Raw genomic sequence first — 13035 nt, 5'->3', positions numbered from 1 at the left:
CCGACCAGGACGATCGCGGTGATCACGAGCGCCAGGACGAGGACGAGGACMCCTGCGCCCACCCCCCCGCGGCGCCCGTACCGCTTCTTCTGCGGCGGCGGCGGGGGGACGCCGCCGGCGAAGACCGGGGCCGGGGTGAGCGGCTGATGCGGGGTGGGCGGGGTGTGCGGCTGGAACGGGGGCTGCTGCGGGATTCGGGGCGGGAACGCCGGGGCCGGGGTGGTGGGCGCCGCGCGACGCGGGCCCGCGGCCGCCGCCTGCTCGAGTGCCCGCGCGAACTCGGTGCACGATGCGAACCGGTCGCCGGGCTGCTTGGCCAGTGCCCGGGCGAAGACCGGATCGAGATGCGCCAGGGCCGGATCGTGGTCCGACGGCCGGGGCACGGGCGAGTTCACATGTCCCGAGATGAGCGCCATCGGGGTGTTGCCCGGGAACGGCTGACGGCCGGTGAGTAGCTGGAAGACGGTGCAGCCCAGGGCGTACTGGTCCGAGGCGGGTATCGCGGCCTCCCCGGTGAGGAGTTCGGGAGCGGCGTAGGCCAGCGTGCCGACGAACAGGTTGGTCGCGGTCATCTTGTTGCCGTCGACCAGCCTGGCGATACCGAAGTCGAGAACCGTCACGCGGGCGATGCGGCCGTCCGGCCTGCGGGCGACGACGATGTTCGCCGGCTTGACGTCGCGGTGGATGACCCGCTGACCATGTGCGTAGTCGAGCGCGTCGGCGACGCGGGCGGTGATGGTGACGACCTCGTCGACGGGCATCTGGCCGGCGCCGGTGAGGTCCCTGCCGTCGAGGTAGGTCATCGAGAACCACGGGCTGCCGTTCTCGACACCGTGGGTGAAGACGGTGACGATGCCCGGGTGATCGAGGGCCGCCGCGGTCCGGGCCTCGTTGCGGAACCGCTCGTGGAAGCTCGGATCGGCCGGATTCGGCGAGATGATCTTCAGGGCCTCACGACGGCCCAGCGTCGGATGTTCGACGAGCCAGACCTGGCCCATCCCGCCGCGCCCCAGCAGGGAGATCACGCGATACCCGGCGAACACCGACCCGGGTTCCACTGTCTCCACGCCCGACGACCCCCTTGTCCCGACCCGCTCGCACAGGCCTTCCCGACCACGCCCTCGCAGGCGTTGTCGTCACTGTAACCAGCACGCGCCGCCCGCGAGGTGAGTGGTGTGTTGTGTGAACGACGCCACCGCCTGACGAGAAGCCTCCGACGCAGATGGACCGACCACGTGTCGACTCCAGTCGACGTGCGGGATGCCGTCCTCGATGGTGACCCGTGCCCGGACCGAGTACACCTCCTCGACCAGCTCTTCGGTGATGACCTCGGCCGGGGTTCCGGCCGTGACGATCGAGCCGTGGTCGAGGACTATGACGCGGTCGCAGAACACCGCTGCGAGGTTCAGGTCATGCAGTGCGATGTAGCTGTTGATCGGAAGGCGGGACACCAACGCGAGGATGTCGAGCTGGTGGGAGATGTCCAGGTGGTTCGTCGGCTCGTCGAGGAGCAGTTCGTCGGGTTGTTGGGCGAGGGCTCGTGCGATCTGGACGCGTTGGCGTTCGCCGCCGGACAGCGTGTGCCACCGCCGGTGCCGATGCCGGAGCATCCCGGTGTGCGTGAGCGCTTCGTCGATCGCGGCGGCGTCGGCTGCTCGGTCTCCGCCGAAGGTGCCGCTGTGCGGGATCCGTCCGAGCCTGACGATGTCGGCGACGTTGATGTCGATCTCGGTGTCCGCGTGTTGCTCGACGACGGCGACTCTCCGGGCGATCTGACGCCGGCGAAGCATTCGTATGTCGTTGTCGTCCAACAGGACACGACCCGTGTCCGGTTTGTGGACTCCGGCCAGCACACCGAGGAGCGACGATTTTCCGGAGCCGTTGGGTCCGAGGAGTCCAATCGTCTCTCCTGGGGCCGGTTCGACGGTGACGCCGTCGAGGACGAGGTGTCCGCCGCGGCTCCATCCGATGTCTTTGGCGTGCAGCGGCATCAGCGAACTGCCTGTTGTGCGTGTGGTTTCATGCCCTACCTCGCATCCGGAAGAGTATGAGGGCGAAAGCCGGTACACCGACGAGAGCGGTGACGACGCCGACAGGAATCTCCTGGGGGGCGAACAGGGTTCGTGCGGCGGCGTCGACCCACACCATGAACACCGCGCCGATCACGGCGGTGGCGGGCAGTAGTCGTCCGTGCCGCGGCCCGACGAGGAATCGGGCCGCATGTGGCAGCACCAGACCGACGAACCCGATCGCTCCTGCTGCGCTGACCAGTGCTGCGGTGATCAGCGCGGTCACGGTGAGCAGCAGAACACGGATCCGGCGAACGGACACACCCAGAGCTGCCGCTGCGTTGTTTCCGAAGGTGAACGCGTCGAGCGATGTGGACACCGTGAGGCAGACGACGATTCCGACGCCGGTGATCGTGCCGCAGACGATGACGTCTGACCAATCGGCGCCGCTGAGCGAGCCCAGCAGCCAGAACAGCACCCCGCGAGTCTGTTCGGCGTTCGCCGAGGACATGACGATGAACGAGGTCAGCGCAGAGAAAAGCTGTGTACCTGCGACCCCGGCGAGAATGACCTTCGCGGTGCCTCCTCCCGCGCCCGTCGCTAGTGCGATGACTGTTGCGAATGCGACCACCGCGCCGGCGAAGGCACCGGCGGACAGCGAGATGACCCCGCCCCCGATCCCGAGGATCGTCACCAGTACTGCACCGGTGGAGGCGCCTGAGGAGATACCCAGAACGAACGGGTCGGCCAGAGGGTTGCGCAGCAGCGATTGCATTATTGCTCCGCATAGGGCGAGTCCTGCGCCGCAGATTGCGGCGAGCAGAGTGCGGGGGAGCCTGAGCTGCCATACGATACCGTCCTGCAACGCGGTCAGGCCGGACGAGCCGATTCCCCAGTGCTCGCCGATGACGGCGTACACGTCTCGTACCGACAGGTTTGCCGGGCCGAGAGTGACGGCCGCCGCGATCGAGATGATCAGTAGGGCGGCACCGCCGACGAGCACGCCGGTGAACACAGCTGTCGAGCCGGTTCGTCGAGTCTGTAGGGGTGTTTCATCGGCATCGTCCGTGGTCTCTACGGTCGCCACGTCGTATGTCACGATTGCGGAGTGGCGAGGTTCCACTTCTGCAGTGCAGTCGCGACCTTCTCCATACCGTCGACGGTGCGGATCGTCGGGTTCATGTCCGCGCCGTTGACGATGATGTAGCGGCGGTTGCGCACCGCCTGCATCTGGGCGGTGACCGGATTGGACTCGAGGAACGCGATCTTGCTGTCGAGCGCGTCACCGTCGATGCTGCGTCGACTCAGGTCCGCCAGCACCAACGCGGTGGGATTGCGGTCGGCGACTGTCTCCCAAGGTACCTGTGGCCATTCGTCGGTGGTGTCGGCGAAGACGTTGGTGGCGCCGACCGCGGTGGTGATGGCCCCCGAGGAGCCGCAGCACCCGGCCATGTACGGGGTCTGGGTGTCGGCGAACCAGTACGCAAGAGTCACCCCGGTCGCATTCACCGGTTCCGAGGCCGCGCGCACGCGGCCCTTGAGCTCGCCGATGAACTCTTCACCGCGTTCGCCGACGCCGAAAATCGTCGCGAGCTCGCGAATCTCCTGGTACACGATGTCCATCGTGTACGGGGTGGTGCGTGCGCCGTCGGCGTTGGAAGCCGAGGACACCTCGCCGTTGCAGCCGTTGTCGGTGGGGGACAGATAGGTGGGTACGCCGAGCGTCTCGTACTGGTCGCGGCCGGCGTCTCCGCCGTCGCCGATGGACGAACCGAAAGACGCCGTCACGAAGTCCGGGTTCGCCGCGAGGACGGTCTCGATCGACGGTTTGTTGTCGGCAAGTCGGGGGACCGAGGCATTGGCGTCGGCGAGATTCTCGCGGACCGGGTCGGTCCACGTCGCCGTGCCCACCATTCGGTCGGCGAGGCCCAGGGACAGCAAGATCTCGGTCGAGGCCTGGTTGAGTGAGACCACGCGCTGCGGCGCGGACTCGATGCTGACGGTCCGACCGCAGTTCTCGATGGTGACGGTGTCACCGTTGGTGGCTTCGCCTGTGTCGCCGTCCGAGCCGGCGCAACCGGCGAGGACCACGGCCGCGGCAACGGTGATCGCGCACCGGGTCGCTGACATACGCATGAGTTGAGAGCTTTCTGGTAAAGGGCCCACTCGCGGAGCCGGGCATACCTGAGCCGAACGGAGGAGCGATCGGACTCGCATGCAGTCGTTCGCCGGACTGGATGCTCACCGTTGCGCGTCAGTTCCGGATTTGCACCGGATTTCCTCGACCGATCGGCGCCGCGAAGCGGCCACGGTCAGCTTAGTGGCACAGCTCCTGTCCGGTTTGGCCGCCTCGCCTCTTGGCGTCCGGGGGTCGTCTGGTCAATCCTGCACCGGCCGGGGACGGTAGGGCACGGAGTCGCTGACCTCGGGGTCGACGTGGATGGGTCGTCCGAGTTGTGGGAATGCGCGTTGCGGGCAGGCCGGTCGGTCGCACACTTTGCATCCGGCCCCTATGGGTACGACCGTGCGGGAATCATCGAGGTCGACGCCGGTGGAGTAGACGAGCCGGTCGGCGTGGGCCACGTCGCAGCCGAGTCCGATCGCGAAACTCTTGTGCGGGGCGAGGTACCCGCCGGGTTCGATCGTGGTGCGGGCGAGCCAGAAGTACGAGCGCCCGTCGGGCATCGCCGAAACCTGGGTCAGGACTCGACCCGGTGTGGCGAAGGCGTCGTGCACGATCCACAGCGGGCAGCTGCCGCCGACTCGCGAGAAATGGAATGCGGTGGCGGACTGTCTTTTCGAGATGTTCCCGGCGCGGTCGACGCGTACGAAGATGAACGGGATCCCGCGGCTGCCCGGTCGTTGCAGAGTCGACAGCCGGTGGCAGATGGTCTCGAACCCGACCTCGAAACCGAGGCTGAGCAACTCGATGTCGTAGTGTGCCGCGTCGGCGGCCTGTCGGAAGATCTCGTACGGGAGTAGAAGCGCACCCGCGAAGTAGTTGGCCAGGCCGATTCTGGCAACCGGGACCGCTTGATCGCTGAGATCATCAGCGGCGGAGATGATGTCGTCGATGACATCGGATTGGGTTTCCATGGCCAACTGGGTCGCCAGCTGGAACGCGCGCTGTCCCGCGGTCAGTCGCCCGGCCAGGTGCACGGTGCGGTTGGCCGCATCGAATCGTCGTTTGGGTGTGTGTGCCCTGGCGGCCGGGTCCGGGTGGTGGGTGATGGACACCCGAATGCCGTGGTCGGCGGCGAGTACGTCGGCCAACTGGAGGTCGAGGCCGCCGATGGTCAGCCGGTGATCGGAGAAAATCCGCTCGGCTGCCACATCGAGTGCATCGATGTAGTTGCGCCGGTCGTAGAAGAAGTCGCGGACCTCTTCGAACGGCATCGGGGTCGACGCCGGGCGGGTCGGGTCGCCGGACACCTGCGCCCGGTAGTTGTCCACTTCGCTGTCGGCGGCGGTAAGGCGGCGGTGCAGGTTCACCAGTGTCGTACCGACCGACGGCATGCGTGCGACGAGTTCGGCGATCTCCGCCCGGCTGATGTTGGGGACGTCGGATTGGGCGGCGAGGACGTCGGCGAGGTCGGCAGCGAGCCGGGCATCGCCGTCCGGGGCGAAATAGTCCGCATCGAGGTCGAACTCGCGCGACAACGTCAACAACACCGGCACCGTGAGTGGCCGCTGATCATTCTCCAGTTGGTTGACGTAACTGGTCGACAGGTCGATTCGCCGGGCCAACGCCGCCTGGGACAGTCCTCGCTCGTCCCGTAGCCGACGCAGTCGCGCCCCCGCGAACATGCGCCGACCAGGTGATCCGCCTCCTGCTTTCTTCACGACGGCAGCATACCGCTCCCGGTATCCACAACGTACGCAAATTCGCTCCGATAAGTCCGCAAAAATACGCATTTGCCAGGCCTTTCGGAGGAGTTGGCGGGATGCGTACGGTGCGAACATGATCAATCACCACGTCCGCACCCATCGCAGCTCCGAGGACTTCCCGCAGTCGGAGCACCTCGCTCAGAAGATCGCCGACATCGCCGTGGACCCGGTCGAGGTACCCGCCGACACCCGCGACATGATCATCAACCGCGTCATCGACAACGCCGCGGTGAGCGCAGCGTCGGTGATCCGTCGTCCGGTCACCTCCGCCCGTCGGCAGGCGCAGGCTCATCCGAGCGCGCCGGGTGCCACGGTGTTCGGCATCGACGGCACCTTCTCCCCGGAGTGGGCCGCGTGGGCCAACGGCGTGGCGGTGCGCGAACTCGACTTCCATGACACGTTCCTCGCCGCGGAGTACTCCCATCCCGGCGACAACATCCCCGCACTGGTCGCAGTCGGTCAGCACGTCGGTGCCAGCGGCCATGACCTGATCCGTGGCCTGGCCACCGCCTACGAAGTGCAGGTCGACCTCGTTCGCGGAATGTGCTTGCACGAGAACAAGATCGACCACGTCGCCCACCTGGGGCCCTCGGTGGCCGCCGGTCTGGGCACGATGCTGAATCTCGACGCCGAGACCATCTACCAGGCAATCGGGCAGGCGCTGCACCTGACCACGGCGACCCGCCAGTCACGAAAGGGCCTGATCTCCAGCTGGAAGGCGTACGCGCCCGCCCATGCGGGCAAGATCGCCGTCGAAGCTGTCGACCGCGCCATGCGTGGCGAGGGTGCCCCCGCCCCGATCTGGGAGGGCGAGGACGGCGTCATCGCCTGGCTGCTCAGCGGACCCGACGCCGAGTACACGATCCCGCTCCCCGGGCCCGGTGAGCCGAAGCGGGCGATTCTGGACACCTACACCAAGGAACACTCGGCGGAGTACCAGAGCCAGGCGCCGATCGACCTCGCCCGCCGGATGCGTGAGAGGATCGCCGACTTCGACGACATCGAGTCGATCGTGCTGCACACCAGCCACCACACCCACGTCGTCATCGGAACCGGGTCCGGGGATCCGCAGAAGTTCGATCCGACTGCGAGCCGCGAGACCCTCGACCACTCGGTGATGTACATCTTCGCCGTCGCACTGCAGGACGGCACCTGGGATCACGAGAAGTCCTACGCCCCGGAGCGTGCCAACCGTCCCGACACCATCGCGCTGTGGAAGAAGATCTCCACCGTCGAGGACCCCGAGTGGACCCGCCGGTACCACTCGGCCGATCCGAACGAGAAGGCATTCGGTGCGAAGGCGGTCATCACACTGCGGAACGGTGAGGTCATCACCGACGAGCTCGCCGTGGCCGACGCGCATCCGCTCGGCGCCCGTCCGTTCGGGCGGGACCAGTACATCGCGAAGTTCCGTTCGATGGCCGAGGGCGTCGTCGACGCCGATGAGCAGGACCGCTTCCTCGGCGATGTAGAGAAGCTGGAGACGATTGCCGCCGGCGGCCTGTCGGTGCTGAACACGCTCGTCCTTCCGGCTGTCCTGGACCGGGCTCCGCAGACCGGAAAGGGCATCTTCTGATGACCTCTACCACCGAGGCAGCCGCCACCTCCACGGTCTCGGGCCTGTTCTCGTCGAACGCTTCCGCGTCGGCGAAGCGGCAGGCCCTGCGGGCGGGTCTCGACTCCGGGACCCTCCAGCGTTGGCCGGGAGCATTCTCACCACTCGTGGCGAAGCTGATCGCAGACATCGGCTTCGAGGGTGTCTACGTGTCCGGTGCGGTGCTCTCGGCCGACCTGGGACTGCCCGACATCGGGCTCACCACGCTCACCGAGGTCGCGACACGGGGCGGATCCATCGCCCGCGCAAGCGAACTCCCCACTCTGATCGACGCCGACACCGGCTTCGGCGAACCGATGAGCGCCGCTCGCACCGTCGCAACACTGGAGGACGCCGGACTCGCGGGCTGTCACCTCGAGGACCAGGTGAATCCCAAACGCTGCGGTCACCTCGACGGCAAGGACGTCGTTCCCGCCCGCGACATGGTCAAGCGGCTCGGCGCCGCGGTCGCCGCCCGCCGTGACAGTGACTTCGTCATCTGCGCGCGCACCGATGCCCGCGCCATCGAGGGGCTCGATGTCGCCATCGACCGGGCGAGGGCCTACGCCGATGCCGGCGCCGACCTCATCTTCACCGAGGCGCTCCGCGACCTCGGTGAGTTCGAGAAGTTCCGCAAGGCAGTCGACGTGCCGTTGCTGGCGAACATGACCGAGTTCGGGAAGTCGGATCTCCTGACCGCCGAACAGTTGACGAGTGTCGGCTACAACGCGGTCATCTACCCGGTGACCACGTTGCGTATCGCGATGGGTGCGGTGGAACGAGGCCTGCGTGTCATCGTCACGCAGGGAACACAATCAGGGCTTCTCGACGAGATGCAGCACCGCAGCAGGCTGTACGAACTGCTTCGTTACGAGGACTACAACGACTTCGACTCCGATCTGTTCAACTTCACCATCGAGGGAGCACCGCAATGACCACTACCGAAGCGGGCGCCGCGGAAGCGGTCGAGACCCCGACGATCTACAAAGGGCTCGCCGGTGTCGTCGTCGACACCACCGCCATCTCCAAGGTCGTACCTGAGACCAACTCGCTGACCTATCGCGGCTACCCCGTCCAGGATCTCGCCGAACAATGCTCGTTCGAGCAGGTCGCGTACCTGCTCTGGCACGGCGAACTGCCGACCGACGGGCAGCTGGCCATGCTCACCCAGCGCGAGCGCGCCTACCGGCGGGTCGACCGCTCGACGTTGTCCGTCCTGCAGCGCATTCCAGAGAACTGTCATCCCATGGATGTCGTTCGCACCGCCATCAGTTTTCTGGGTACCGAGGATCCCGACGAGGAACTCAGCACTCCGGAAGCCAACTACGACAAGTCGCTACGGATGTTCGCCGTGCTGCCGACGATCGTCGCCGCCGACATGCGCCGCCGGCGCGGCCTGGACCCGATCGCGCCCCACCACGGGCTGGGCTACGCGGAGAACTTCTTGAACATGTGCTTCGGCGAGGTCCCCGACCCGGTGATCGTCCGGGCCTTCGAGAAGTCGATGGTGCTCTACGCCGAACACAGTTTCAACGCATCGACCTTCGCGGCGCGCGTGGTCACCAGCACCCGGTCCGACATCTACAGTGCGGTCACCGCTGCCATCGGAGCGTTGAAGGGGTCGCTGCACGGCGGCGCGAACGAGGCCGTCATGTACGACATGATCGACATCGACCGACCCGACCGGGCGCGGCCGTGGCTGACCGCGAAACTCGATGCCAGAGAGAAGGTCATGGGCTTCGGTCACCGCGTCTACAAGAACGGTGACTCACGCGTACCCACCATGAAGAAGGCCCTCCTCGACGTGGCGGATCACCTCGGGGAGACCAAGTGGTGTGAGATCTACACCGAACTCGAAGCGGTCATGGACGAACGCACCGGCATCAAGCCCAACCTCGATTTCCCCACCGGCCCAGCGTATTACCTCATGGACTTCGACATAGCCTCGTTCACGCCGATCTTCGTGATGAGCCGGATCACCGGGTGGACCGCGCACATCATGGAACAAGTCGCGTCCAACGCCCTGATCCGGCCGCTCAGCCAGTACTCGGGTCTGCCGCAACGGTCACTGACCTCGGCATAGCGACCACCCTCCAGCCCGACGAGAGAGAGACACGTGTTCGAGAAAGTCCTGGTCGCCAACCGCGGCGAGATCGCTGTGCGCGCTTTTCGCGCGGCCTTCGAACTCGGTGCCCGCACAGTTGCGGTCTTCCCCTACGAGGACCGCAACTCCGTCCATCGAGCCAAAGCCGACGAATCGTATCAGATCGGGAATCCGGGACATCCGGTACGCGCGTACCTGTCGGTCGACGAGGTGATCGCGGCGGCGCAACGTTGCGGCGCGGACGCGGTCTACCCGGGCTACGGATTCCTGTCGGAGAACGAAGGACTGGCCCGCGCGTGCGGGAACGCAGGGATCACTTTCGTCGGACCGTCGGCCGATGTTCTCGAGCTGACCGGAAACAAGGCGACGGCGGTGGCCGCGGCCAAGGCGGCCGGTCTGCCGGTCCTGGCGTCGTCGGAGCCGTCGGCTGATGTGGACGAGTTGGTTCGGGCGGCCGCCGACATGGTGTTCCCGGTGTTCGTGAAGGCCGTTGCCGGCGGCGGTGGTCGCGGTATGCGTCCGGTGGAAAAGCCGTCCGACCTGGCCGATGCGATCGCAGCAGCCTCTCGTGAGGCCGGTGCGGCGTTCGGCGACCCGACGGTCTTCCTCGAACAGGCGGTGGTGAATCCGCGCCACATCGAGGTGCAGATCCTCGCCGACACCCATGGCAACGTGGTCCATCTCTTCGAACGTGACTGCTCGGTGCAGCGGCGCCATCAGAAGGTGATCGAGCTGGCGCCGGCACCGAATCTGTCGCCGGAGCTGCGTGAGCAGATCTGTGCTGACGCAGTCGCCTTCGCCCGTCACATCGGTTACACCTGTGCCGGTACCGTCGAGTTCCTGCTCGATGAACAAGGCAGGCATGTGTTCATCGAGATGAATCCGCGAATCCAGGTCGAGCACACCGTGACCGAGGAGATCACCGACGTGGATCTGGTCGCCGCGCAGCTGCGCATCGCATCGGGTGAATCCCTGGAGGATCTCGGTGTGAGTCAGGACCGGCTCCAGATCCGTGGGGCGGCCATGCAATGTCGCATCACCACCGAAGACCCGGCCGACGACTTCCGGCCCGCCGTCGGACGGATCACCGCCTATCGCAGCCCCGGGGGTGCCGGGGTGCGCCTGGACGGTGGCGCGGTACTCGGCGGCGAGGTCAGCGGACACTTCGACTCGATGCTGGTCAAGTTGACCTGTCGCGGAAGGGATTTCCCGACCGCAGTACGTCGTGCGCGGCGTGCGGTGGCCGAGTTCCGCATCCGTGGCGTGACCACGAACATCCCATTCCTCCAGGCGGTGCTCGACGATCCGGACTTCCGCGAGGGACGGGTCACCACGTCGTTCATCGAGGACCGGCCCTGGTTGCTGACCTCGCGATCCTCGGCCGACCGCGGCACGAAGATCCTGTCCTACCTGGCCGACGTCACCGTCAACAAACCCCACGGCGAGCGTCCGACGACGGTGTACCCGCGCGACAAACTGCCCACCCTGGACCGGGCGTCGCTGGCGTCACCGCCGGACGGCTCGCGGCAGCGACTGCTGACGCTGGGGCCGCAGGGATTCGCCGACGACCTGCGCGATTCGACGGCGCTGGGGGTCACCGACACCACCTTCCGTGATGCGCATCAGTCGCTGCTGGCGACCCGGGTGCGTACGACCGGGCTGATGGCCGTGGCGCCGTACGTGGCGGCCATGACCCCGCAGTTGCTGTCCCTGGAGTGCTGGGGTGGCGCCACTTACGATGTCGCGCTGCGTTTTCTGAAGGAAGACCCCTGGGATCGGCTGGCGCAGCTGCGTGAAGCGGTCCCCAACATCTGCCTGCAGATGCTGCTGCGCGGTGCCAACACGGTCGGCTACACCCCGTATCCCACCAAAGTGACCACCGCATTCGTGGCCGAAGCCACTGCCACCGGCATCGACATCTTCCGGATCTTCGACGCCCTCAACAACATCGACGCGATGCGTCCGGCGATCGATGCCGTCCGGGAGACCGGCACGGCGGTGGCGGAGGTGGCCATGTCGTACACCGGGGATCTGGTGAACCCGGGTGAACGCCTCTACACGCTCGACTATTACCTGCGCCTCGCGGAACAGATCGTCGACGCGGGTGCGCATGTGCTGGCGATCAAGGACATGGCCGGACTGTTGCGCGCCCCCGCGGCGACCACACTGGTGTCGGCGCTGCGCAAGAACTTCGACCTGCCGATCCATGTCCACACCCACGACACCCCCGGCGGGCAGTTGGCCACCTACCTGGCGGCCTGGCAGGCCGGAGCATCGGCGGTCGACGGTGCCAGCGCCGCGCTGGCGGGGACCACGAGTCAGCCCGCACTGTCGGCGATCGTGGCTGCGGCCGCGCACTCCGACCGTGACACGGGACTGGACCTGAAAGCGGTGTGTGACCTCGAACCGTACTGGGAAGCGCTGCGAAAGGTGTATGCGCCCTTCGAATCCGGTTTACCCGCGCCGACCGGCCGCGTCTATACCCATGAGATCCCGGGCGGGCAGTTGTCGAATCTACGGCAGCAAGCCATCGCGGTCGGACTCGGAAACCGCTTCGAGGCGGTCGAGGAGGCCTATGCCGCCGCCGACCGTATGCTGGGTCGCTTGATCAAGGTGACCCCGTCATCGAAGGTCGTCGGGGATCTCGCGTTGGCACTTGTGGGCCGGGGGATCACTGCCGCGGAGTTCGCCGCCGATCCACGCTCCTACGACATCCCGGATTCGGTGATCGGTTTCCTGCGTGGCGAACTCGGCGATCCGGTCGGCGGTTGGCCCGAACCGCTACGGACAGTCGCGCTCGAAGGCCGCACCGACCCGCCGGCGACCGAGGCACTGTCGGCCGAGGACTCGGCAGCTCTGGACACCCCGGGCCCGAAGCGGCGGCACACACTCAGCCGACTGCTGTTCCCCGGCCCCACGAAGGACTTCGACGATCACCAGGACACCTTCGGCGACACTTCACGGTTGTCGGCGAACCAGTTCTTCTACGGCCTGCGATACGGCGAGGAACATCGCGTCGAGCTCGAACCGGGAGTGGAACTGCTCATCGGGCTCGAAGCCATCAGCGAACCCGATGAGATGGGCATGCGGACCGTGATGTGCATCCTCAACGGACAACTGCGACCCGTACAGGTGCGTGACCGCTCCGTCGACGCCGAAGTCGCCGCCGCGGAAAAGGCCGACCGGTCCGATCCGCGATGCGTCGGTGCACCTTTCGCCGGCGTGGTCTCCCTGAGTGTCGGCCTCGGCGACGAGGTCGCTGCTGGCGCGGCCATCGGGACGATCGAGGCGATGAAGATGGAAGCCACCATCACCGCACCCGTGGGAGGCCGGGTCGCGCGGCTCGCGATCGATTCGGTCACCCAGGTCGCCCCCGGCGACCTGCTCCTCGAAATAGGTTGACGCACAGATGACGACGGCCGTCGCACTCGGATGAGTGC

9 protein-coding genes are annotated in these 13035 nt (G+C 66.7%); 4 read left to right on the top strand and 5 right to left on the bottom strand.

The annotated features are described in order from the left end of the window. From LQD00_RS21235 to LQD00_RS21215, 5 genes are all read right to left on the bottom strand, one after another. Positions 1-1067 (bottom strand): serine/threonine-protein kinase (locus LQD00_RS21235; RefSeq protein WP_232719295.1); only part of this gene is annotated, 1067 nt, incomplete at its 3' end. Positions 1068-1136: 69 nt separating this feature from the next. Further along, positions 1137-1991, bottom strand: coding sequence for an ABC transporter ATP-binding protein (locus tag LQD00_RS21230; RefSeq protein ID WP_232719294.1), 855 nt, complete (start codon positions 1989-1991; stop codon positions 1137-1139). Positions 1992-2019: 28 nt separating this feature from the next. After that, positions 2020-3024, bottom strand: coding sequence for a FecCD family ABC transporter permease (locus tag LQD00_RS21225; protein WP_154881951.1), 1005 nt, complete (start codon positions 3022-3024; stop codon positions 2020-2022). Positions 3025-3104: 80 nt separating this feature from the next. After that, a complete protein-coding gene (locus tag LQD00_RS21220; RefSeq protein ID WP_232719293.1) occupies positions 3105-4145 on the bottom strand; it encodes an ABC transporter substrate-binding protein in 1041 nt (346 codons plus the stop codon). Positions 4146-4388: 243 nt separating this feature from the next. After that, positions 4389-5816 (bottom strand): short-chain fatty acyl-CoA regulator family protein, encoded by a 1428-nt coding sequence (locus tag LQD00_RS21215; RefSeq protein WP_232719296.1) that lies wholly within the window; start codon positions 5814-5816, stop codon positions 4389-4391. Between the two features lie 154 nt (positions 5817-5970). On the opposite strand from LQD00_RS21215, the gene prpD reads away from it, so the two are divergent. From prpD to LQD00_RS21195, 4 genes are read left to right on the top strand one after another with little or no spacing between them, the layout of a single operon-like run. Further along, positions 5971-7473, top strand: coding sequence for a 2-methylcitrate dehydratase PrpD (gene prpD / locus LQD00_RS21210; RefSeq protein WP_232719292.1), 1503 nt, complete (start codon positions 5971-5973; stop codon positions 7471-7473). Further along, positions 7473-8426 (top strand): methylisocitrate lyase, encoded by a 954-nt coding sequence (gene prpB, locus LQD00_RS21205; protein WP_232719291.1) that lies wholly within the window; start codon positions 7473-7475, stop codon positions 8424-8426. Before prpD ends, prpB begins: the two co-directional genes overlap by 1 nt. After that, the gene (locus tag LQD00_RS21200; protein ID WP_232719290.1) at positions 8423-9574 is read left to right on the top strand and encodes a bifunctional 2-methylcitrate synthase/citrate synthase; all 1152 of its coding nucleotides are present in this window, start codon (positions 8423-8425) and stop codon (positions 9572-9574) included. The genes prpB and LQD00_RS21200 overlap by 4 nt, the downstream gene beginning before the upstream one ends. 33 nt (positions 9575-9607) lie before the next feature. Next, positions 9608-12997, top strand: coding sequence for a pyruvate carboxylase (locus LQD00_RS21195; protein WP_232719289.1), 3390 nt, complete (start codon positions 9608-9610; stop codon positions 12995-12997). Positions 12998-13035: the final 38 nt, after the last annotated feature.

Source organism: Gordonia metallireducens, assembly GCF_021245825.1.
In the GTDB taxonomy this organism is placed as follows: Bacteria; Actinomycetota; Actinomycetes; order Mycobacteriales; family Mycobacteriaceae; genus Gordonia; species Gordonia namibiensis.
This window is presented reverse-complemented; position numbering and strand designations above follow the sequence as displayed.

Bases quoted from the DNA above. Each gene is read 5' to 3' on its own strand.
- LQD00_RS21230 (WP_232719294.1), bottom strand. From the start codon at position 1,991: ATGCCGCTGCACGCCAAAGACATCGGATGGAGCCGCGGCGGACACCTC.
- LQD00_RS21220 (WP_232719293.1), bottom strand. From the start codon at position 4,145: ATGCGTATGTCAGCGACCCGGTGCGCGATCACCGTTGCCGCGGCCGTG.
- LQD00_RS21215 (WP_232719296.1), bottom strand. From the start codon at position 5,816: ATGTTCGCGGGGGCGCGACTGCGTCGGCTACGGGACGAGCGAGGACTG.
- prpD (WP_232719292.1), top strand. From the start codon at position 5,971: ATGATCAATCACCACGTCCGCACCCATCGCAGCTCCGAGGACTTCCCG.
- prpB (WP_232719291.1), top strand. From the start codon at position 7,473: ATGACCTCTACCACCGAGGCAGCCGCCACCTCCACGGTCTCGGGCCTG.
- LQD00_RS21200 (WP_232719290.1), top strand. From the start codon at position 8,423: ATGACCACTACCGAAGCGGGCGCCGCGGAAGCGGTCGAGACCCCGACG.